Origin of the sequence: Kribbella sp. C-35 (genome assembly GCF_046549195.1) — a bacterium.
Taxonomy (GTDB): Bacteria; Actinomycetota; Actinomycetes; order Propionibacteriales; family Kribbellaceae; genus Kribbella.
Window position 1 is genome coordinate 834,057 of record NZ_JAJPWG010000003.1, and the last position, 20,463, is coordinate 854,519.

Annotated in this window: 19 protein-coding genes; 10 read left to right on the forward strand and 9 right to left on the reverse strand. The window is 68.1% G+C overall.

The window, feature by feature from the left end:
• The first annotated feature begins 99 nt into the window (after positions 1-99).
• The 5 genes from ACLJOO_RS23910 to ACLJOO_RS23930 are packed head-to-tail and all read left to right on the forward strand — an operon-like array spanning position 100 to position 7,714.
• On the forward strand, positions 100-3,252 hold the full coding sequence (locus tag ACLJOO_RS23910; protein WP_410789521.1) for a penicillin acylase family protein: 3,153 nt from the start codon (positions 100-102) through the stop codon (positions 3,250-3,252).
• Positions 3,253-3,279: 27 nt separating this feature from the next.
• Complete coding sequence (locus ACLJOO_RS23915; RefSeq protein ID WP_410789522.1) at positions 3,280-3,864, forward strand: YbjQ family protein; 585 nt, start codon at positions 3,280-3,282, stop codon at positions 3,862-3,864.
• On the forward strand, positions 3,854-5,218 hold the full coding sequence (locus tag ACLJOO_RS23920) for a GH1 family beta-glucosidase (protein ID WP_410789524.1): 1,365 nt from the start codon (positions 3,854-3,856) through the stop codon (positions 5,216-5,218). The genes ACLJOO_RS23915 and ACLJOO_RS23920 overlap by 11 nt, the downstream gene beginning before the upstream one ends.
• Complete coding sequence (locus ACLJOO_RS23925; protein WP_410789525.1) at positions 5,215-6,459, forward strand: MFS transporter; 1,245 nt, start codon at positions 5,215-5,217, stop codon at positions 6,457-6,459. The genes ACLJOO_RS23920 and ACLJOO_RS23925 overlap by 4 nt, the downstream gene beginning before the upstream one ends.
• A 43-nt stretch (positions 6,460-6,502) precedes the next feature.
• On the forward strand, positions 6,503-7,714 hold the full coding sequence (locus ACLJOO_RS23930; RefSeq protein ID WP_410789526.1) for an adenylate/guanylate cyclase domain-containing protein: 1,212 nt from the start codon (positions 6,503-6,505) through the stop codon (positions 7,712-7,714).
• Here the strand turns inward: ACLJOO_RS23930 and ACLJOO_RS23935 are convergent.
• Positions 7,694-9,013: a winged helix-turn-helix domain-containing protein gene (locus ACLJOO_RS23935; RefSeq protein WP_410789527.1), complete on the reverse strand. Its 1,320-nt coding sequence runs from the start codon at positions 9,011-9,013 to the stop codon at positions 7,694-7,696. The genes ACLJOO_RS23930 and ACLJOO_RS23935 overlap by 21 nt on opposite strands.
• A gap of 28 nt (positions 9,014-9,041) precedes the next feature.
• Between ACLJOO_RS23935 and ACLJOO_RS23940 the strand changes: the two genes are divergently transcribed.
• Positions 9,042-9,482, forward strand: coding sequence for a hypothetical protein (locus tag ACLJOO_RS23940; protein WP_410789528.1), 441 nt, complete (start codon positions 9,042-9,044; stop codon positions 9,480-9,482).
• Here the strand turns inward: ACLJOO_RS23940 and ACLJOO_RS23945 are convergent.
• From ACLJOO_RS23945 to ACLJOO_RS23965, 5 genes are read right to left on the reverse strand one after another with little or no spacing between them, the layout of a single operon-like run.
• A complete protein-coding gene (locus tag ACLJOO_RS23945) occupies positions 9,479-10,780 on the reverse strand; it encodes an MFS transporter (RefSeq protein ID WP_410789529.1) in 1,302 nt (433 codons plus the stop codon). The genes ACLJOO_RS23940 and ACLJOO_RS23945 overlap by 4 nt on opposite strands.
• A 21-nt stretch (positions 10,781-10,801) precedes the next feature.
• Entirely contained in the window at positions 10,802-11,236 is a 435-nt protein-coding gene (locus tag ACLJOO_RS23950; RefSeq protein WP_410789531.1) for an EVE domain-containing protein, read from the reverse strand.
• A gap of 4 nt (positions 11,237-11,240) precedes the next feature.
• A complete protein-coding gene (locus ACLJOO_RS23955) occupies positions 11,241-12,755 on the reverse strand; it encodes a tripartite tricarboxylate transporter permease (RefSeq protein ID WP_410789533.1) in 1,515 nt (504 codons plus the stop codon).
• Positions 12,755-13,258 (reverse strand): tripartite tricarboxylate transporter TctB family protein, encoded by a 504-nt coding sequence (locus tag ACLJOO_RS23960; protein WP_410789534.1) that lies wholly within the window; start codon positions 13,256-13,258, stop codon positions 12,755-12,757. The genes ACLJOO_RS23955 and ACLJOO_RS23960 overlap by 1 nt, the downstream gene beginning before the upstream one ends.
• On the reverse strand, positions 13,255-14,262 hold the full coding sequence (locus ACLJOO_RS23965; protein ID WP_410789536.1) for a Bug family tripartite tricarboxylate transporter substrate binding protein: 1,008 nt from the start codon (positions 14,260-14,262) through the stop codon (positions 13,255-13,257). Before ACLJOO_RS23965 ends, ACLJOO_RS23960 begins: the two co-directional genes overlap by 4 nt.
• 354 nt (positions 14,263-14,616) lie before the next feature.
• Here ACLJOO_RS23965 and ACLJOO_RS23970 point away from each other — a divergent pair, with 354 nt between their 5' ends.
• Together ACLJOO_RS23970 and ACLJOO_RS23975 are read left to right on the forward strand one after the other, a co-directional pair.
• Positions 14,617-16,266, forward strand: a complete 1,650-nt coding sequence (locus ACLJOO_RS23970; protein WP_410789538.1) for an ATP-binding protein — start codon at positions 14,617-14,619, stop codon at positions 16,264-16,266.
• A complete protein-coding gene (locus tag ACLJOO_RS23975) occupies positions 16,263-16,928 on the forward strand; it encodes a response regulator (RefSeq protein WP_410789540.1) in 666 nt (221 codons plus the stop codon). Before ACLJOO_RS23970 ends, ACLJOO_RS23975 begins: the two co-directional genes overlap by 4 nt.
• Before the next feature lie 95 nt (positions 16,929-17,023).
• On the opposite strand, the gene ACLJOO_RS23980 is transcribed toward ACLJOO_RS23975, so the two are convergent.
• Positions 17,024-17,581, reverse strand: coding sequence for a DinB family protein (locus ACLJOO_RS23980; RefSeq protein ID WP_410789542.1), 558 nt, complete (start codon positions 17,579-17,581; stop codon positions 17,024-17,026).
• A gap of 16 nt (positions 17,582-17,597) precedes the next feature.
• On the reverse strand, positions 17,598-18,122 hold the full coding sequence (locus ACLJOO_RS23985) for a gamma carbonic anhydrase family protein (RefSeq protein ID WP_410789544.1): 525 nt from the start codon (positions 18,120-18,122) through the stop codon (positions 17,598-17,600).
• A 55-nt stretch (positions 18,123-18,177) separates the two neighbouring features.
• Between ACLJOO_RS23985 and ACLJOO_RS23990 the strand changes: the two genes are divergently transcribed.
• Complete coding sequence (locus ACLJOO_RS23990; protein ID WP_410789546.1) at positions 18,178-19,323, forward strand: MFS transporter; 1,146 nt, start codon at positions 18,178-18,180, stop codon at positions 19,321-19,323.
• A gap of 85 nt (positions 19,324-19,408) precedes the next feature.
• Positions 19,409-19,771 carry a cupin domain-containing protein gene (locus tag ACLJOO_RS23995; protein WP_410789548.1) on the forward strand — a complete coding sequence of 121 codons (363 nt, stop codon included), beginning with the start codon at positions 19,409-19,411 and terminating at the stop codon, positions 19,769-19,771.
• A gap of 7 nt (positions 19,772-19,778) precedes the next feature.
• Here the strand turns inward: ACLJOO_RS23995 and ACLJOO_RS24000 are convergent, their stop codons facing one another.
• A complete protein-coding gene (locus ACLJOO_RS24000; RefSeq protein WP_410789550.1) occupies positions 19,779-20,357 on the reverse strand; it encodes a TetR/AcrR family transcriptional regulator in 579 nt (192 codons plus the stop codon).
• Positions 20,358-20,463 lie beyond the last annotated feature (106 nt).

Sequence of the window (20,463 nt, forward strand, 5' to 3'; positions counted from 1 at the left end):
GTCACGGACTGCAATTGGCGAGGGTCTGAGAGCAGTCGAGATCTTGACCCGATGCTACTCGTGAGTCATTCTCACTTTTACCGACCTGAGGAGGGAACCGTGCCCCGCCCCGCACTCCGAACCCGCCTTCGTACGACGCTCGCCGTGGCAGCTGTCACCGCTGTCCTCGCGACCCTGCCCGCGCCGACCCATGCAGCGCCGCAGGCCGTTGCCGCGACGCCCACCGACTATTGCCTCGAGCAATGTCGCGACATCCTGCCGCCCGGTCAGAACGGCAACGCGACCTTCACGGATCTCCTTGCTTTCAAGGCGTTAGGAGTCCGTCCGGCGCACTTCAGCGACACCGTGAAGCCGTACCAGGATCTCGTCTGGAACTCGCAAGGCATCACCGACGCCGGCCTCGCGCCGTACTACGACGACTCGTCGTTCGGGGTGAAACCGGATGACGTGGCAAGTACCGTCAAGCCGCGCAGCGACGTCACGATCGTGCGGGACAAGTCGCGCGGCATCCCGCACATCACCGGCACCACTCGGCTGGGCACGATGTTCGGCGCCGGGTACGCCGGCGCGCAGGACCGGCTGTTCGTGATGGACGTGTTCCGGCATCTCGGGCGCGGCCAGCTGACCCCGTTCGCGGGTGGTGCGGCGGCGAACCGCGCGTTCGAGCAGGAGTTCTGGCGGACCGCGCCGTACACCGAGGCCGATCTGCAGCGGCAGTTCGACGACGCGGACGAGTTGTACGGCGCCGACGGCGTGAAGATGCAGCAGGACATCCAGGCCTGGGTCGACGGTGTGAACCACTACATCGACACGGTCGGCATCGCGTACCCCGGTGAGTACGTCGCTCTCGGTCTCGACTGGCCGACGCCGCACTGGAAGGTGACCGACGTGGTCGCCACCGCGGCCGTGGTCGCGGGCATCTTCGGCACCGGCGGCGGCGCCGAGGTCACGTCCGCACTCGCGCTCCTCGAGGCGCAGGCGAAGTACGGCGTTGCCCAGGGCACCAAGGTGTGGGAGTCGTTCCGTTCCCAGAACGACCCGGAAGCCAGTACGACGGTGCACAACGGCGCGACCTTCCCGTACGGCACCACCGGCCCGAACCCGGCCGGCCGCGCGCTGCCGGACCGCGGCTCGGTCACGCCGGAGCCCGAGGTGATCGACCAGACGGTCAACAAGACGGCGACCGCGAAACCGGCGCCGAAGGGCGCGGAAAGTCTGCGCGGAATCTTCGATGGCGGACTCTTTCCGGAAGGTTTCGGAAAGAAGGGCATGTCGAATGCCTTGCTGGTTTCCGGCGCGCACACGCAGTCCGGCAACCCGATCGCCGTCTACGGCCCGCAGACCGGGTACTTCGCCCCACAGCTGCTGCTCCGCCAGGAACTCCAGGGTCCCGGGGTCAGCTCGCGCGGGATCGCGTTCGCCGGCCTGAACTTCTACACGCTGATCGGCCGCGGCCCCGACTACTCGTGGAGCGCCACGTCCGCGGGCCAGGACATCACCGACACGTTCGCCGTACCGCTGTGTGAGCCGGACGGCGGGACGCCGACCAAGACCTCGCAGTACTACGCTTTCCGTGGCCAGTGCGTGCCGATCGAGCGGCTCGAACGGCACAACGCGTGGTACTCCAGCCTGGGTTCGTCGGAGCCCGCCGGCTCGTACACGTTGGTTGCCCTGCGCACCAAGTACGGAATCGTCACGCACCGCGGAACGGTCGGCGGAAAACCCGTTCTGTTCACCAAGAACCGGTCCACGTACGGCAACGAGGCAGGGTCGGCGCTCGGGTTCATGCAGTTCAACGACCCGGACAAGATCCACTCGGCCGCCGACTTCCAGAAGGCCGCGGCGAACATCGGGTACACGTTCAACTGGTTCTACACCGACAAGAACTCGATCGCGTACTTCAACTCCGGTGACAACCCGGTCCGCGCGGCCGGTGCCGACCCGAACCTGCCGACCTGGAGCTCGTACGAGTGGCAGGGCTGGAACCCGGCCACGAACCGGGCTTCCTACACCCCGCCCGCGCAACACCCGCAGGTGGTGAACCAGGACTACCTGACCAGCTGGAACAACAAGCAGGCGCCCGGGTTCTCCGCCTCGGACGGGCAGTGGGGTTACAACGCGGTCTACCGGAGCCAGCCGCTCGACGACCGGATCAAGGCGGTCATCGACAACGGCCAGAAGTTCACCCGCGGCAAGCTGGTCGAGGCGATGGAGGACGCGGCCACGGTCGACCTCCGCGGCGACCAGGTCCTGCCCTATCTCCTGAGAGTGCTCAAGTCGGCGCCGATCACCGATCCGGCCGTCGCCGACGCGGTCACGAAGCTGACCGCCTGGGACCAGGCCGGCGCGCATCGGAAGACCCCGAACGCGTCTTCGAAGACCTACGACAACGCCGACGCGATCCGGATCCTCGACGCCTGGTGGCCGCTGCTCGTCCCGGCCGAGTTCAAGGACCTCGGACCAGATCTCTACGGCGCAGTGACCGCCAACCTGAAGATCGACGAGCGGCCGAGCGCGCAGGGATCCGCGTTCCAGAGCGGCTGGTGGGGCTTCGTCCAGCGGGATCTCCGGAAGGTCCTCGGCGACCCGGTCAAGACAGACCAGCCGGTGACGTACTGCGGTGCCGGATCGCTGGCCGCGTGCCGCAGCACCTTGACCGAGACTTTGCTGGCGGCAACCAAGGTGCCGGCGTCGACGACGTACCCGGCGACGGCGGACTGCGCAGCGGGCGACCAGTTCTGCGCCGACCAGATCGCGCACAACCCGATGGGCGGCATCACCCAGGACCGGATCGCGTGGGTGAACCGGCCGACGTACCAGCAGGTGGTCGAGTTCCCGGCGAAGCGGGGTGACGACGTCAGCAACCTGGCGGCCGGGAAGACGGCGACCGCGAGCAGCTACGAGAAGGGCTTGTACAACTCGCCGCCGGCCCAGGCGGTCGACGGGAAGCTGGACACCCGGTGGGCCAGCGACTGGTCCGATCCGCAGTGGCTGAAGGTTGACCTCGGCAACGAGCAGACGGTCAGCCGGGTGGTCCTGCGGTGGGAGGCTGCATACGCGAAGGGGTACCGCGTGGAGGTGTCGCGGGACGGCTCGACCTGGCAGCAGGTGTACGCGACGACCGTCGGTGACGGCGGGGAGGACGTGGTGCGGTTCGGCGCGGTTCCGGCCCGGTACGTGCGGGTGACGGGGACGCAGCGGGCGACGTCGTACGGGTATTCACTGTATGAGCTGCAAGTCTTCAGATGGTGATACCCCAGGGCCTGTCAGGATTAGGGCATGAACCAGAACTTTCCCCCGAACCAGCCGTATCCGCCGCAGCAGCCCGGTTACCAGCAGGGGCCGCCGCCCGGGTACCAAGGTCCGCCGCAGCAGCAGGGGTATCAGCAGGGTCCGCCGCCGCAGCAGGGCTACGGACAGCAGGGCGGCTACCAGCAGCCGGCCCAGCCCGCGGCGCCGCATGTCGCTCCGCAGGGGTCGCCGTACCCGGTGCTGGTCTCGACCATGAACGACCTGCCCGGGTACACCGCGGAAAACGTGTTCGGCGAGGTCTTCGGGCTGACCGTGCGGAGCCGCAACATCGGGTCGAACTTCACCGCGAGCTTCCGGTCGCTGGGCGGCGGCGAGGTGCCGGAGTACACCCAGATGCTGGCCGAGTCGCGGCACGTCGCGGTGATGCGGATGTGCCAGATGGCGCAGCAGATGGGCGCGAACGCGATCCTCGCGATGCGGTTCGACTGCAACGAGATCGCGCAGACCATGAGCGAGGTGGCCGCCTACGGTACGGCGGTGGTCGTCCGGAAGATCGAGCCGCCGCGGCCGACCGACACGACGCCCGACGAGGACGATGCGAATGACAGCTGACCTGACGTTTCCGCCCGGTTTCCGGTGGGGGGTCTCGACGTCGGCGTACCAGATCGAGGGTGCCGTGGCCGAGGACGGCCGCGGTCCCTCCACCTGGGACACGTTCTGCGCCGAGCCCGGCCGGATCGTCAACGGCGACACCGGCGAGGTCGCGTGCGACCACTATCACCGGTACGCCGAGGACGTCGCGCTGATGCGTGGGCTAGGGGTGAACACCTACCGGTTCTCGTTCTCCTGGCCGCGGATCCAGCCGTCGGGGAGCGGGCCGGGGAACGCGGCCGGTCTGGACTTCTACGACCGGCTGATCGACACGCTGCTCGGCGCCGGGATCCAGCCGGCGCCGACGCTGTATCACTGGGACACCCCGCAACCGCTCGAGGACGCCGGCGGCTGGCTGTCCCGCGACATCACCGACCGGTTCGCGGAGTACGCCGGAATTCTGGCCGCGCACTTCGCGGACCGGGTGCCGATGTGGATCACCATCAACGAGCCGATGGTGCTGACGTTGATGGGCTACTCGCTCGGCGCCCATGCCCCCGGCAAGGAGCTGATGTTCGACGCGCTCCCGGTCGCGCATCATCAGCTCCTCGCCCACGGCCGCGCCGTGCAGGCACTGCGGGCAGCCGGCGCCTCGAGCATCGGTATCGCGTCCAACCACGCGCCGACCTGGCCCGCGAGTGACAGCGCGGAGGACAAGGAAGCGGCCGCGCTGTACGACAATCTGATCAACTGGTTGTTCGCCGATCCGATTCTGCTCGGTGTGTACCCGTCCGGTATGGGCGACGCGATGCCCGGGCCGGTCGCCGACGACCTCGCGGTCATCTCGACGCCGCTCGACTTCTTCGGCATCAACCACTACGCGCCGGTCTCGGTCGGCGTCGCCACCGGGCAGGCCGACACCGCCGCCACCGACGGCGTGCTGCTGCCGCCGGGCCTGCCGTTCGAGCCGCGGACGTTGCCCGGGTACCCGACCACGGATTTTGGCTGGCCGATCGTGCCGGACGCGTTCGGCGAGACCCTGCGGATCTTCAAGGAGCGGTACGGCGACAAGCTGCCGCCGATCTACATCACCGAGAACGGGTGCGCGATCAACGACGAGCCTGTCGACGGAGTGGTGTCGGACCAGCGGCGGATCGACTACCTGGACGGGTACCTGCGGTCGTTGAAGGCCGCGATGGACGATGGGATCGACGTTCGCGGGTATTTCCAGTGGTCGCTGCTGGACAACTTCGAGTGGGCGGCCGGGTACTCGCAGCGGTTCGGGCTCGTGCACGTCGACTTCGAGACGCTGCAGCGGACGCCGAAAGCGTCGTACCACTGGCTGCGTGATGTGATCGCTCAGAGCCGGCCATGATTCCCGAGCCCGGCGTGGTGCCGTCCGCGCTGGCGGAACCGACTGTCCGGGTGCGCGGTGGCTGGACCGCTGCCGTCGTATTGGCGAACGTCGGGGTGTTCGCGGCCTGGCTCGGGCCGATCCAGGTACTGCTCGCGAAGCAGTCCGAGGCTGTTGCTCCGGGCAACAAGGAATACGTTTTCGGGCTGGTGACCGGGGTCGGTGCGGCGGTGTCCGTCGTGGCGAATCCGGCCTTCGGTGCACTGTCGGACCGGACGACGTCCCGCTACGGGCGACGGGTCCCGTGGGTGGTCGCCGGTGCGGTCGGTGGTGCGATCGGGCTCGGCATTCTGTCGGGTGCGCACGTGATTGCGTTGATGCTGATCGGCTGGTGCCTGATGCAGCTCTTCGGCAACGCATTGCTCGCCGCGGCCACCGCCGTCGTACCCGATCGTGTGCCGGTCGCGCAGCGCGGCGTCGTCGGCGGGTGGGTTGCCATCTCCCAGGTCCTCGGCGCATTGGTCGGGACTGCGTTGGCGGCCGCGTTCAACAGCTTCACGCTCGGGTACGTCGCGTGCGCCGTCTTCCTGTTGTTGTCGATCGTGCCGTACCTGCTGCGGAGCGGCGATGCGGTGTTGACGGAGCGACCGGCGTTTGTGTTCGGCGAATTCGTGAAGGGCTTCTGGATCAGCCCGCGGCGCTACCCGGACTTCGGGTGGGCGTGGCTGACGCGGTTCCTGTTCAACGTGGGTAACGCGTTGGGGACGCTGTACCTCTTCTACTACCTGCAGGACGAGGTCGGTGTCGCCGACGCGGACACCGCCGTACTGATCCTGACCGCGATCTACAGCGTATGCGTGCTGGTGACCGCGATCAGCTTCGGCCGTTGGTCGGACCGGCTGGCACGGCGCAAGGTGTTCGTGATCGCGTCCGGGTGGGTGATGGCGGCAGCTGGCGTCGTACTCGCGGTATGGCCGACCTGGCCGGGGGCGGTCCTTGGGGCGATCATCCTCGGCGCGGGCTTCGGCGTGTACCTGTCCGTCGACTTCGCACTCCTGACCGAGGTCCTCCCGAACGCCCGCAACCGCGGCAAAGACCTCGGCGTCATCAACATCGCAAACTCCCTCCCCCAGGTCCTGGCCCCAGCCGTCGCCGCCCCCATCGTCAAACACCTAGGCGGCTACCCGGTCCTCTACCTCTCAGCCTCCGCAGTGACGCTTCTGGCCGGCGTACTCGTCACCCGAATCCGTTCAGTCAGCTAGTTCGGCCCTGGCGTGCAGCCGCGCGCCCCTGTCACGATGAGGCGTGACCGGACCCCGGGAGCGATCGCCGCTGATCCAACGGCTCGCAGCGCTCGGCACCGTCGACGGCGATGCGGAGGACGAACGCCTCCGACGATCGACACTCGTGTTGTCGACCTCCCTCATCTGCGTGCTCACGCCACTGTGGGTCGTCACCTACCTCGCGCTCGGTCTGCCGATCCCGACGTTGATTCCCGCGGGCTATCTCGTCGTGACGATCGCTTCGCTGGTCTGGTTCGCACGGACGCGGCGCTACGTCCCGTTCCGGACGTTCCAGCTGACGCTCATGCTGCTGCTCCCGTTCGCCCTCCAGTGGTCACTCGGCGGGTTCGCCGCCTCGAGCGCCGTGTCGCTCTGGGGCCTCTGGCCGTCGCTCGGCGCGGTGCTGTTCGTCGGAGGGCGCGGGGCGGTGGCCTGGTTCGCCGGATATCTCGCTCTGCTGGCCGTCTCTGCTGCCATCGATCCGGTCCTCGAGCCGGCCGTGATTCCCGCCGGCGTGCAGACCGCGTTCTTCGTCGCGAACGTGACCGGGCCGTCGCTGGTCGCCTACCTGCTCCTGCGGTACTTCGTCCGCGAGCGCGATCGAGAGCACGAACGGTCGGAACGCCTGCTGCTGAACGTCCTGCCCGCCGTCGTCGCGGCCCGTCTCAAGCACCACCACGGAGTCATCGCCGACCGGTTCCCCGAGGCGACCGTGCTCTTCGCCGACATCGTGGACTTCACGCCGCTGGCGGTCCGGCTACCGCCGGAGGAAGTGGTGAAGCTACTCGACCAGGTCTTCACCGCCTTCGACCGGCTTGCCGATGACCTCCGCCTGGAGAAGATCAAGACCATCGGCGACGCCTACATGGTGGCGGGCGGTGTTCCGACGCCGCGGGACGATCATTGCGAGGCTGTCGCCGAGATGGCGCTCGCCATGGTGGAGGCCTGCCGACGGCTGACCGGTCTCGACAGCATCACGTTGCGGATCGGTATGGACACCGGTCCGGTCGTCGCCGGCGTCATCGGGCAGCGCAAGTTCAGCTACGACCTGTGGGGCGACACGGTCAACACCGCGAGCCGGCTGGAGAGCCATGGTGTGCCCGGCTCGATCCAGGTCTCGTCACGGGTGTACGACCGCCTGTGTGATCGGTACCGCTTCGAACAGCGCGGCCTGATCGACCTGAAGGGCAAGGGCCCGACGCCGGCCTGGCTCCTACTGGGCCCGCGGGCGTGATCGGTCTTGTACTCCCGGGCCGCCGGAGAGGGCCTGGGTGACAGCGCGGCCGACGGGGCCGGTGGCGGTGACCAGGATGCCGTCCAGATCGAGCCAGTCCGCCATCAGGTGGAGCTCGGTGGCCAGTTGTTCGACGAAATCGGGAGCGTTGGGTTCGGGGGTGAGTGTGGGGACGACCAACGTTGAGGAATGGCGGTCGGCTTTGAGGTCTACTCGGGCTACCAACTGGTCGCCTAGGAGGAACGGCAGGACGTAGTAGCCGTGGATGCGTTGTGGGGCGGGGGTGTAGATGCTGATCCGGTAGAAGAAGTCGAACAGGTGATGGGTGCGGTCGCGGTTCCAGATCAGTGGGTCGAACGGGGACAGTAGCGCCTGCGCGTCGATCGGGCGGTCCTTTGCCTCGTGCCAGCGGTACGCCTGCTGCTTCACTCCCTCGACGCGGACCGGCACCAGTTCACCAGCCTCGACCAGCTCACCGATCACTTCGCGACCAGTTGCTGCGGGCAACGGAAAGTGCGCCTGGCCGCTGCCGCCGCACAGCTCCTTCTGCGTCGCGACTCCCAGACCGCGCGCCGCGATCCGGATCAGCTCCCGGCGGGCCTCGTCGGCGGTCGGCTCCGGCGCGTCGAGTACGTCGGCAGGCAGCACGCGCTCGGTCAGATCGTAGATCCGCTCGAAGTGCCGCCGGCCCGCGATCGTCACCTGGCCCGTGCAGAACAGGTACTCGATCGCGATCTTCGCGTCCTGCCAGTTCCACATCTTGCCGGTGGTCGGATCCGGATGCGGGTCGGAGCGCTTCCGTCGTACGCCGTCCGGACTCGCCTCGCCCGCGGTCAGCGGCCCCTGCTCCGTCACGAGCCGCAGGACTTGGTCGACGTAACCGGGCCGCTCCGCCGTCAGCCGCCGCATCCCCGCGACAACCGACCACGGCGCGGTGACGTCCGGGCTCAGCTCCTCGTCCCACACCTGCCGCTCGGCCGCCCGCATCCGCCACCGCATCAACGGGTACGTCGTCATCGGGAGCAGCGCAGCCTTGTGTCCCCAGAAGTACTCGAACAACTCCCGGTCCGGACCCCAGCTCAGCTCGTCCAGACCCGCCCGCGAGTAGTTCCCCACCCGCGAGAACACCGGCAGATAATGCGACCGGCACAACACATTCACCGAGTCCAACTGCAGTACGCCGACCCGCGCGATCGCCCGCCGTACATCACCACGTCCCCGCGGCTCCCCGAACCCTTGCGCCCCCAACGCAATCCGCCGCGCCTCAGCCCCCGAGACCTCATCTCCAACGGCCGCCATACCTCGAACATAGCGGGACACTGGGCCCATGCAGTCCATCACGATCGGAAAGCCCCACGAGTACCTCAGGCTGACCGCCGTCCGGTGGCCGTCGGAGAGAGCCCCGGAGCACGTGCCGAGAGAGAAGCGCCGGTACCTGCGAGCAGAGCTCCGGATCCGGGAGCTGACTGCAGCCTGCAAGATGGATCTTTGGTCCGACTACTCCGGGTTGGTGCAGTTCTTCGATCAGGTGGTCGCGAACTGGCCTGAGTGGGAGAACTCCTCCGCGGTCTGGGGGCTGTCCAGCGCGCTTCGGCTGGAGATCCTCCGTGGGCCTCGTCCGGCGCTCGGCCCGGATCATCTGGTCCTCTGGATCAAACTGCAGGACGGTGGTTTTCGGCAGCGTCTCTGGACGGTTGAGACGTCGATAGTTCTCTCGCCGGAGCAGCTCGAGGTCTTCGCACGCGACCTCCACGAGCTGACTGATTAGGCGGGCACCAGCTCCGCCGCGTAGCTGAGGTTCAGGCGGCGGTAGGCGGCGCTCAGGAAGGCGAGCAGTACGACGATCAGCATCACGAGGCTTGCGGCGACGAAGGCAAGGGCGATGCCGCGGGCCTGGCCGTCACCGAGGAGCCAGCCGAACGTGGTGCGGCCGGCCGTCGAGTCCATGTAGGGGATCAGCAGGAACTGGGCCGCCGGGCCGATGGCGAAGGCGGCGATCGGTGTGGACGCGGTCTCGATGCTCTGGGCGAACCCGAACACCCGGCCCTGCTTCTCGAACGGAACCATCCGCTGCAGGATCGTCTGCTCGGCCGCCTCGGCGATCGGGATCACCAGCATGAAGCCGAACATGCCCAGCACCAGCAGCGACTGCCATTCGCGCGCCGCCGTACCCAGGCCGACGATCGCGATCCCGACGTTCGCCAGCATCAGCAGCCGCAGCGGCGAACGGCCGAGGCCGAAGCGCGCGACGAGGGCGCCGCCGGTGATGAACCCGATGCTGGTGATGCCGAGAACGAGGCCCCAGGACTGGACCGAGAACAGGTTGAGCCCGTACGGGTCCATCAGCGCCATGAAGACGCCCATGATCAGGTTGTTGAACGTGCTGAACAGGACCAGCGGAAGCAGCCCGGGTACGCCGCGCATCGTCTGCCACGCGCTCCGGATGTCGATCCGGGTCCGCTCGTGGTGGTCCGGCCGCGGCTCGTCGAGGTGGATCGCGAGCAACAGGTGGACGAGTACGGCGGCAGTGAACACGATCGCGATCGCGACCGTGCCACCCATCCCGACGAATCCGACCGACAGGCCGCTGAGAACACTGGTGATCAGGAACGCGACGCCGTTGACCGTGCCGACGAGACCGTTCGCCTTGTCGCGGCGGTCGGCCGGGACGAGCAGCGTGACGGCGGTCGAGAGCGCGATGCTCCGGAGCTGACCGGCTGTGCTGCCGACGAGGACCAGCAGCGTGAACGCCCAGAACCACGGCCCGTGCCAGTTGGTGAGCTGCCGGCCGGCGACGGCGTACAGGACGCCGGCGAGGGCGAAGGCGACGCCGGTGATCGAGGTGGACAGCGCCATCGCGGTCTTCTTGCGGTGCGAGTCCACGACCGCCCCGAAGATCGTCCCGGAGACGGCGCCGATCAGCATCGAGACGCCGGAGACGAGCGACGCGGCGAGCACCGAATGCGTCACCAGGTACACCCAGAAGGCGAAGCCGAAGCTCAGGAACGTGGTCGTCACGTTCGCCACCAACGTGTTGATCAGCAACCGCCTGAATGTCGTCGTCATACCCATACGTCGGACGCGACCTCAGGAAATTGACATGACCTCCCGAAGGATCTCGAAATCGTCCGGCTCGAGCGGGACCAGGCCGCGACGGAGCTGGTAGCCCCAGTTCGGCGTCCGGGTCAGCTTCAGGTCGACGTCGCGGAGCGTCACGCGGCGGACAGGCAGGAACTCGATCCGCCGCCGCCACGGCTGGATCGTGCCGCGTTCACCCATCGACATCGGTTCGGCCTGGTACGGCGCGGTGTCGGCGACCACTCCGAGTGCGGTGAACGCCCGGAGCGGTTCCTTGGACCGATATTGCTCGGTAGGGGAGTAGATCGCGAACCTGTCCCCTTCGCGCAGCCGCGCAACGCCGTACCGCTTGCCGTGGTTGAGCTGGATGAAACCGCCCTCGACGGCCCGCTGGGCGTGATCCCCGGAGACCACACCCAGCCAGGCCCTGTGCACATCGTTCATGGACCTACTGTCGGCCGGTATATACGACATCTTTCGTCATAATTTTCCGGCGGAGTTTGGCGAGCAGCGGCGCCGTGATCATCAGCAGGATGACGGCGTAGATCACGTAGGCGATCGGCCCGCCGATCAGCCCCGAGGCGTCGCCGTTGGACAGCTGCAGCGCCATCCGGGCCTGCCGCTCGGCGATCGGTCCGAGGATCACGCCGATGATCAGCGGCAGCACGGGCAGCCCGAAGCGGCGCATTGCGAACCCGAGCAGACCGAGCACCAGGAGCAGCAGCAGATCGAGCGGCTGCGCGTTCACGGCGTACGCGCCCATCGAGGCGAAGAAGATGATCCCGGCGTACAGGTAGGGGCGCGGGATCTGCAGCAGCTTCGCCCAGGCCGGCGCGAGCGGCAGGTTGAGCAGCAACAGGAACAGGTTGCCGATGAACAGGCTCGCGATCAGCGCCCACACCAGCTTCGGCTCGCGCTGGAACAGCAGCGGTCCGGGCTGGATGCCGTACGACGTGAACGCGGCCAGCATCACCGCTGCGGTCGCATTAGTGGGCAGACCGAGCGCGAGCATCGGGACGAGCGTGCCGGCGGCCGACGCGTTGTTCGCAGCCTCTGGACCCGCCACGCCTTCGATCGCACCGTGCCCGAACTCCTCCGGGTGCTTGGACAGCTTCTTCTCGGTCGCGTACGACAGGAAAGTAGGGATTTCCGCGCCGCCGGCCGGCAGCGCACCGATCGGGAAGCCGAACGCCGTACCGCGCAGCCACGGCTTCCACGAGCGACGCCAGTCCGACTTGCCCATCCACGGCCGCCCGACCGGGATCACCGTGCCCGGGTTGCGCCGCAGATGCGCCGCGACCCAGAGCGCCTCGCCGACCGCGAAGATGCCGACGGCAACCACTACGACATCGATGCCGTCGGCAAGCTGCGGGATGCCCAGCGTCAGCCGCTGCTGGCCGGTCACCTTGTCGATCCCGACCAGCCCGATCACCAGCCCGAGCAGCAGAGCCGCGAACCCGCGGATCCGCGACGACCCGAGCACCGACGTGGCACCGGCGAACGCAAGCAGCATGATCGCCAGGTAGTCCGGCGCGCCCAGGCTGATCGCGAACTTCACCACCTGCGGCGCGACCAGCACCAGCAGCAGCGTCCCGATCGTCCCGGCCACGAACGACCCGATCGCGGCCGTCGCCAGCGCCTGCGCGGCCCGTCCGGCGCGGGCCATCTTGTTGCCCTCGATCGCCGTCACCACCGATGACGACTCGCCGGGTGTGTTGAGCAGGATCGAGGTGGTCGAGCCGCCGTACATGCCGCCGTAGAAGATGCCGGCGAACATGATGAACGCCTGCACCGGCTCGAGCCCGTACGTGATCGGCAGCAGCAGTGCGACCGTCATCGCCGGCCCGATCCCGGGCAGTACGCCGACCGCCGTACCGACCGTGACTCCTAGCAGTGCCAGCAACAGGTTGATCGGCGTCAGCACGTCGCCGAACCCGTTCAGCAGGTTCGTCAGGTTGTCCATCAGAGAATCCCTTGCAGTACGCCGGCCGGCAGGTTGACCCCGAGCCCGATCGCGAACGCGTAGAACGTGATCAGCGACAGCGCGACCGCGATGAACACGTTGCGGATGTGGTGCCGGCTGCCGAGCGCGAACGCCGAGCCCCAGAACAGCAGGGTCCCGCTGATCACCCAGCCCAGCGGGTCGATCAGCACCAGGTTCACCATGAACGCGGCGATCAGCAGCAGTACGGTGCGCCAGTCGACGGCCGACGTGACGTCGACGTCCTCGCCTTCCTCGGCGTCACCGGTGCCGCCGCGGGCGACGTCGACGGCGTACAGCACGGCGACCACGAGCAGCAGTACGCCGAGCACGATCGGGACCGGCTTCGGGCCGATCGGATCGTTGCTGTTGGCAATGTGCTGGATCCGGGCGGCGTCGACGATCACCAGGGCGCCGACCACCGCCAGGAACCCACACACTCCGTACTGCGCACGATCCGGCCGCCGGGTAGCGGCCTCGGTCATGCCGCCAGACCCAGTTTCGTCAGGATGTCGGCGACCGCCTTGTCCTGTTCGGTGAGGAAGGTGCCGAACTCGTCACCGGTCACGAACGCGTCGGTCCAGCCGTGCTTCTGCAGCTCGGCCTTCCACTCCGCCGAGTCGTGCATCTTGGTCAGCGCGTCGATCCAGACCTTCTTGTCCGCGTCGCCGATCTCCGGCGGCGCCACGATGCCACGCCAGTTCGTGAACACCAGGTCGATCCCGGAGCCCTTCAGCGTCGGCACGTCCTTGAGCGCGTCGATCGGCTTCTCGCTGGTCACCGCGAGTACGCGGACCTGACCGCTCTCCACCTGGTCCAGGAACTCGCCGAATCCGCTGGCCCCGAACGCGATCTTGCTCCCGAGCAGCGCGGGCAGCAGCTCGCCGCCACCGTCGTACGAGACGAAGTTGACGTCCTTCGGGTTGATGCCGACGGCCTGCGCGAGCTGCATCGGCAGCAGGTGGTCCGGTCCGCCCGGCGACGAGCCGCCGCCGACGGCCAGCCCCTTCGGGTTCGCCTTCCAGGCCGTGACGAGGTCCTGGATCGTCTTGTACGGCGAGTTCTTCGGCACCACGATCGCGCCGGCCTCCTCGATCATCTTGGCGATCGGGGTGGTCTGGGTGAGCGTCGCCTTCGACTTCGACGTGTACGTCGCGCCGACCACGCCGAGCCCCATCTGCATCGCGAGCTTGCCGTTGCCCTTCTCGTTCACGATCCGCTGCAGGCCGACCGTGCCGCCCGCGCCGGGCAGGTTGAACACCTGCATGCCGGTCGCGATCTTCGCGTCCTCCATCACCTTCGCGGCGGTCCGGGCGGTGGTGTCGTACCCGCCGCCCGCGGTGTTCGGCACCATCAGCCGCAGGCCGGTGGCCGGCTTTCCGCTGTCGGCGTTCGCTGTGTCGGATTTTTCCGCGGTCGCACCACAGGCGGTCGCGGTCACCAGCGCCACCAGCGCCGTGGTGACCCAGAGCATCGGCCTAGACCTCATCGGCGGAGTCCTTTCGTTGTGAGGGTGTCTGGGGCCTCTGCGCCTACTGCGCGGCACTCGGCGGGCACCTCGCCGAGCGGGAGCGAAGGGAACGATGACACCACATCGACCCCTCCGCTCCCGCTCACCGAGGCACTCCGCCGAGCACCTGCTCGCTACGGCGCAGAGTCCCCAGACACTCTCAGTGGTTCACGTGGCAGCGATCGTGGACCTCCAGCGGTACGGGCGTCTGCGTTGTGGCCGCAGCGGTGGTTGAGTTCATTGTGGTCACGGGCGGAACCTGGGTGAAGTGTGGCACTTGGCCGCTGGAGCGGTGATCATGCGGCAGAGCCCGATGCGAGCGAGGAGGTGACTATGACGAGGCTGAGGAGGCGTCCGACGCTCGCCGGGCAGCTGCTCGTGCTGCAACTGGCGATCGTGGTGATCGTGCTCGTCGCCGTCGCCGCGGTCTCGCTCGCCCAGTCGGCCGCCACGTTCAACCGGGTCGAAGGCCGCCGGGTGACCTTGCTGGCCGAGCAGCTGTCGTCGAACCCCGCGCTGCGGTTCAACATCCGCAACCCGGCGCCCGCGGAGATGCTTGCGCCCACGCTGCAGACCAACCTCGCGCAATCCGGCGTCACCTCGATCACGGTCGCGAACGCCGACGGAAAGGTGATCGCGGCAACCAATCCGACGCTGATCGGGACCTCCCTCACACTGGGTGTTCCTGAGGTAGCCGACGGTCGCGGTTGGTCGGGGCAGTTGCGGGGCGACGACGGAATGGAGCTGGTCGCGCAGGTCCCGGTGCTGAGTGAGGGCAAGGACGCGAACGGCAAGCTGGACGGGACGCTCGGCGACCACATCGGGACCGTGATGGTCGGTGAGCGCGCTCCGTCCGTACTGCAGCGGTTGCGCGGCGCATCGTCGTACCTGGCGATCTATCTCGGAATCGCTTGTGTATTAGGGCTGCTCGGCTCGTGGTTGCTCGCCCGCCGGATCAAACGGCAGACGCTCGGGCTCGAACCGCGGGAGATCGCCGGGCTGGCGGAGCACCGGGAAGCCATGCTGTACGGGCTTGCCGAGGGAGTCGTTGCCTTGGACCCGCATCTGCGCGTCACGCTGGTGAACGATGTCGGCCGGCGACTCCTCGATCTCCCTTCGAACGCGGTGGGAAAGTCCTTGCGGGAACTGGGCGTCGAAGGACGGTTGCGGGAGGTCCTGGCCGGCGAGGACGAGGCGCGCGACGCGGTCGTCGTACGGCGTGGGCGGGTGCTGGTGATGAACCGGATGGAGGTGCTGAAGGACGGGCGGTCGCTCGGATCGGTCACCACGCTGCGGGACCGGACCGAGCTGTCGCAACTGGAGCGCGAACTGGGGTCGTTCCGTTCCTCCGCCGAGCTGCTGCGCGCGCAGACGCACGAGTTCGCGAACCAGTTGCACACGATCTCGGGGCTGATCCAGATCGGTGAGTACGACGAAGTGGTCACGTACGTCGGCGCCCTCAACCGCTACCGTGAATCGCTCGACCTGACCGTGACCCGGCGGGTCCACGACACCACGGTCGCCGCCCTGCTGATGGCGAAGTCGTCGCTCGCGGCCGAACGCCGCGTCGAGCTCCGGGTGTCCGAGCGGACCACATTGCTGCGCCTCGATCCGGAGCTCTCCGCCGATATCGCGACCGTTCTCGGCAACCTGGTCGACAACGCCGTCGACGCGGCCGCGCAGTCCGGTACGCCGCTGTCGCCCGCGTGGGTCGAGGTCGAACTCCGGCAGGACGCGACGAGCGTGGAGATCGTGGTCCGCGACTCCGGGCCGGGCGTCGCCCCTGAGCTGGCGCAGGAGGTGTTCGCGCACGGCTTCACCACCAAGGCCGCGGCCGAGGGCGAACGCGGGATCGGCCTCGCGATGACCCGCCTGATCTGCCGCCGCCGCGGCGGCGAGGTGGCGGTCACCAACCTCACCGAGGGCGGTGCGGCCTTCGTCGCCCGGATGTCCACCCAACGCACGCCGGAAGGAGCCCGATGATCACCGTTCTGGTCGTCGACGACGACTTCATGGTCGCCCGCATCCACCGCGGGTTCGTCGACCGCGTGGACGGCTTCGAGGTCGTCGGTACGGCGAACTCCGGCGACCAGGCCGTGGCGGCGCTCGCTGACCTTTCTCCTGATCTGGTGCTTCTGGACCTCTACCTCCCCGACGTCTTCGGCCTCGACCTCATCGCCCGTCTGCGCGCCGTCCAGCCCGACGTCGACATCCTCGTCATCACGGCCGCCCGCGAGGCCGACGCGGTCCGTGGCGCTGTCCGGCAAGGGGTCGTGAACTACCTACTGAAACCCTTTGGTTTCGAGGATCTGCGGGCGCGGCTGCGCGAGTACGCCCGGCGCCGCGCCAGCGTGCCCGACCAGGTCACCTCCCAGGCCGACGTCGACCGAGTCCTGGCTCCCGCCCGCCAGTTGGTCAACCGCCTCCCCAAAGGCCTCAGCCAGGAAACCGCCGACCTCGTCACGGCCGCCCTCCGCGCCACCCCTGACAACCTCTCCGCCGCCGAGTGCGCCGAAAAAGTCGGCATCTCCCGTGTCAGCGCCCGCCGCTACCTGGAGTTCTTCGCCGCCCAAGGCCAAGCCGAAGTAACCCTCCGTTACGGCACCACCGGCCGCCCCGAACGCCGCTACACCTGGCGCACCTAACCCTCCAGCTCGGTGGGTATCCACTCAGTTGGAGGGTTGCCCACTGAGAATTTGAGGGGGCAACCCTCCAACTGAACGGGCAAGTTGATCCGCGCTCAGCGGTCGGCGGCTCGGGCTGCGCGTTCGATCGTCTCGCGGTGAGTGGTCCAGTCGGTGTTTGGGTCGTTGTTCGTGGTGCCGTCGACTTGTTCGCGGAGGATGTCGGCGTGGCCGGCGTGGCGGTTGGATTCGGTGAGGACGTGGACCATGACGTTGAACAGCATCACGTCGGGTCGCGGCCACCACGGGACGGTGGTGCGGGCGTCGATCGGGAGGGCGTCGATGGTCGCGTCGGCGTGGTCGCAGGCGCGGCGGTAGTTGGTGAGGATCTGCGCGCGCGACTCGTGTTCGGTGACCCACAGCTGGTCGCGGTTCGCGTAGCCGGGGTCGGTGAAGCTCGGGAGCGGGTCGGCGTACGGGCGGTCGAAGATCTCCCCGAGATAGCGGGCCTCGGTGATCGTGAGGTGTTTGATCAGGCCGAGGAGGTTCGTGCCGGTGTGGGTGAGGGGGCGGCGTACGTCGTACTCCGAGAGGCCCTCGACCTTTGTCAGCAGCGATTCGCGCACCCAACGCAGGCTGTCGTGCAGGTAGTCCTTGGCGAATTCGTCGATCACGGTTCTACTGACGCCCTTAGTCCTCGACGAGTTCGACGGTTGCGGCATGGCGTTCGGCCAGGGCGTGGTAGACGGCGGCGTTGTGGTCGACGAAGAGTTTTGCGGTGCCGTCGAGCGGGACGATCTTCTTCGCGGGGCTGCCCATCGCGACCGACTCCGGCGGGATGACCGCGCCCGGCGTGACCGTGGAGCCCGCGGCGACGAGTGAGCGTTTGCCGACGACCGCGCCGTCCAGCACGATCGCGCCGTTTCCGACCAGCGCCTGCTCGCCGATCGTGCAGTCGTGGACCAGGCACTGGTGACCGACCGTCGCGTTCGGGCCGATCTCGCAGCCGTTGTGGCCGACGTGGATGACGGTGTTGTCCTGGATGTTCGCCCCGGCGCGGATCGTGATCGTACCCAGGTCGGCCCGGATCACCGCGCCGTACCAGATCGAAACCCCCGCCTCGACGACCACGTCCCCGACGAGCGTGGCGGTCGGCGCGATCCACGCATCAGGATGGACGGTCGGACGCTTACCTTCGAACGAGTACAACGGCATGCGCCACACCCTACGTCTCAGCCGATCGTGATCCCGGTCCAACTAGGGTGAGCTGATGCTCAAACCAGTCGCCGGGTTCGCAGCGTTCGGTCTGTTCTGGGGTGCGTGGGGCGCGATACTTCCCGCGATTCGGACGGGTGCCGGCGTGAACGACGGTGAGCTCGGTGTGGCGTTGCTGATGATCGGGCTCGGAGCGCTGGTGTCGATGCGGCTCACCGGTTACCTGATCGACCGGTACGGCGGCGTCGTACTTCCCGTGGTGACGGTGCTCTTCGCGCTGTGCGCCGTGCTGCCCGCGCTGGCCGGCTCAGTCGTCACGCTGAGCGCGGCGCTGTTGTTGCTCGGAGCAACTTCTGGTGCGATGGACGTAGCGATCAACGCGACCGGATCCCACGCCGAACACGACTCCGGACGGCCGGTGATGAACCTTGCCCACGGCATGTTCTCGGTCGCGGTCGTGGTGGCGAGCCTCGGTACGGCGGGACTCCGGGCGGCCGGTGTGGGCGCACTACCTGTGCTGGTTGGGGCAGCGGCGTTGATCGTGATCACAGCGGTCGTCGCCCTCGCGCCGGGAGCAACCAAGGTCACCGGGATCCCCAGAACGGCCGCAAAGCCGAGAACCAGGTTCGAACCGGTGCTCCTCGTGTTCGGCGTGCTGTGTGCGCTGGCCTACCTGGTCGAGAACGCGTGGCAGAGCTGGAGCGCAGTACATCTCGACACCTCGCTGAACGCCGCGGCCGGCCTCGCGTCCAGTGCTCCCGCGGTCTTCGCCGCGGCGGCCGCCACCGGCCGCTTCGCGGGCAACGCTCTGCTCGCGCGCGTCCGCCCGGTGCAGCTCCTCGTCGTGGGCGGCGCGGTCGCCGCCGTCGGCTCGCTCGTCGCGGCCACCGCGAACAATCCCTGGACGGCGCTGATCGGGATCGGCGTCGCCGGCCTCGGTACGTCGGTCTGCGCGCCGACCATCATCGGGATGGCGGGCGCCTGGGCGGGTCCCGAGCGGCGCGGGGGAGCGATCTCCACGGTGACCACGATCGCCTACGTCGGTTTCCTGATCGGCCCGGCAGCAGTCGGCGCGGTCTCGTCCGCGTGGTCCCTGCCGGTCGCCCTGGGCGCTGTCGCCGTCATCGCGGTCGTCGTCGCCGGCCTCGCACCCGTCGCCGGCCGTGTCGCCAGGCCTCGAGCGAGCCGCCCACTGGGCTGAGTGCGGCCCGTCGACGGACGTCGAAAGGGATGTGAAAGGACCTGGCGCAACCGTTACGGTGGCTGAACCGATCGAGGAGGGTGCCATGACGGAGATCGCGAAATCTGGCGCTGCGGTGATCAGCCGGGCGGACGGGCGGGACGACGGTGAGGAGTGGACCGAGAACTACACCCAGCTGCCGGGTGGCGCCGGTGTCTCGCTGATTCTCGAGTCGACCACGCAGGAGGGCGTCGGGCCGCGGTTGCACCTGCATCCGTACGCCGAGACGTTCATCATCCGGCGTGGTTCGGCGACCTTCACCGTGGACACCGAGGAGATCGTCGGCAAGGCCGGCCAGATCCTGGTCGTCCCGGCCGAGACCCCGCACAAGTTCCGCACCGGACCGGGCGGCTACGAAGCAGTACACATCCACGCCAACGCAACCTTCGAAACCACCTGGCTGGAGTAGGCCCTAGCTACTCCGGTTTCGGGGGAGTGAACGCGGCCAGCAGGGTCGCGGTGATGTACGGCGCTGCCTGGGCGGACGTGATGCGGCCGGCCTGGATCTCGCTCGCGGCGCCGTGCATCACGTTGTGCATGACGCTGACCAGCCACGACGTCGGCAGGTCGGTACGGAAAACGTTTTCGGTACGGCCGCGTTCGAGCAGCCGTTCTACGCGCGCCATCGGATCGGCGTGCAGTTCGCGCACCCGTCCGGGCGGCAGCGCGTCCTGAGCCGCGAGCAGCAGCGCCCGGTACTGGTCGACCAGGTGCCAGCTCGACTCGATCAACCGGGTCAGCGCGTCGCGCGGATCACCGGTCAGATCGACCTGCCCCAGCGTCTCCTCGCCGGTCGCGATCGCCTGGACGAAGACGGCGTCGACCAGCTCGGCCCGGGACGGGAAGTGGCCGTACAGGGTGACCCGCCCGACCCCGGCCGCCTTCGCGATCTCCGACGTACTCGCCGACGGATCGCGGCCCAGGCACTCGGCCGCCGCGGTCAGGATCGCCGCGATGTTCCGTTGCGCGTCCGCGCGCCGGGTGGTGACCGCCATCGCACCTCCATGATCTCGAACACCACTGTACGAATTCCTCTTGTCGAACACCAGTGTACGAGTTACCGTACCGAAGATAACCCGTACACAGCTGTTCAACTTAAGG

Bases quoted from the DNA above. Each gene is read 5' to 3' on its own strand.
- ACLJOO_RS23915 (WP_410789522.1), top strand. From the start codon at position 3,280: ATGAACCAGAACTTTCCCCCGAACCAGCCGTATCCGCCGCAGCAGCCC.
- ACLJOO_RS23920 (WP_410789524.1), top strand. From the start codon at position 3,854: ATGACAGCTGACCTGACGTTTCCGCCCGGTTTCCGGTGGGGGGTCTCG.
- ACLJOO_RS23925 (WP_410789525.1), top strand. From the start codon at position 5,215: ATGATTCCCGAGCCCGGCGTGGTGCCGTCCGCGCTGGCGGAACCGACT.
- ACLJOO_RS23935 (WP_410789527.1), bottom strand. From the start codon at position 9,013: ATGGCGGCCGTTGGAGATGAGGTCTCGGGGGCTGAGGCGCGGCGGATT.
- ACLJOO_RS23940 (WP_410789528.1), top strand. From the start codon at position 9,042: ATGCAGTCCATCACGATCGGAAAGCCCCACGAGTACCTCAGGCTGACC.
- ACLJOO_RS23945 (WP_410789529.1), bottom strand. From the start codon at position 10,780: ATGACGACGACATTCAGGCGGTTGCTGATCAACACGTTGGTGGCGAAC.
- ACLJOO_RS23950 (WP_410789531.1), bottom strand. From the start codon at position 11,236: ATGAACGATGTGCACAGGGCCTGGCTGGGTGTGGTCTCCGGGGATCAC.
- ACLJOO_RS23955 (WP_410789533.1), bottom strand. From the start codon at position 12,755: ATGGACAACCTGACGAACCTGCTGAACGGGTTCGGCGACGTGCTGACG.
- ACLJOO_RS23960 (WP_410789534.1), bottom strand. From the start codon at position 13,258: ATGACCGAGGCCGCTACCCGGCGGCCGGATCGTGCGCAGTACGGAGTG.
- ACLJOO_RS23965 (WP_410789536.1), bottom strand. From the start codon at position 14,262: ATGAGGTCTAGGCCGATGCTCTGGGTCACCACGGCGCTGGTGGCGCTG.
- ACLJOO_RS23970 (WP_410789538.1), top strand. From the start codon at position 14,617: ATGACGAGGCTGAGGAGGCGTCCGACGCTCGCCGGGCAGCTGCTCGTG.
- ACLJOO_RS23975 (WP_410789540.1), top strand. From the start codon at position 16,263: ATGATCACCGTTCTGGTCGTCGACGACGACTTCATGGTCGCCCGCATC.
- ACLJOO_RS23985 (WP_410789544.1), bottom strand. From the start codon at position 18,122: ATGCCGTTGTACTCGTTCGAAGGTAAGCGTCCGACCGTCCATCCTGAT.
- ACLJOO_RS23990 (WP_410789546.1), top strand. From the start codon at position 18,178: ATGCTCAAACCAGTCGCCGGGTTCGCAGCGTTCGGTCTGTTCTGGGGT.
- ACLJOO_RS23995 (WP_410789548.1), top strand. From the start codon at position 19,409: ATGACGGAGATCGCGAAATCTGGCGCTGCGGTGATCAGCCGGGCGGAC.
- ACLJOO_RS24000 (WP_410789550.1), bottom strand. From the start codon at position 20,357: ATGGCGGTCACCACCCGGCGCGCGGACGCGCAACGGAACATCGCGGCG.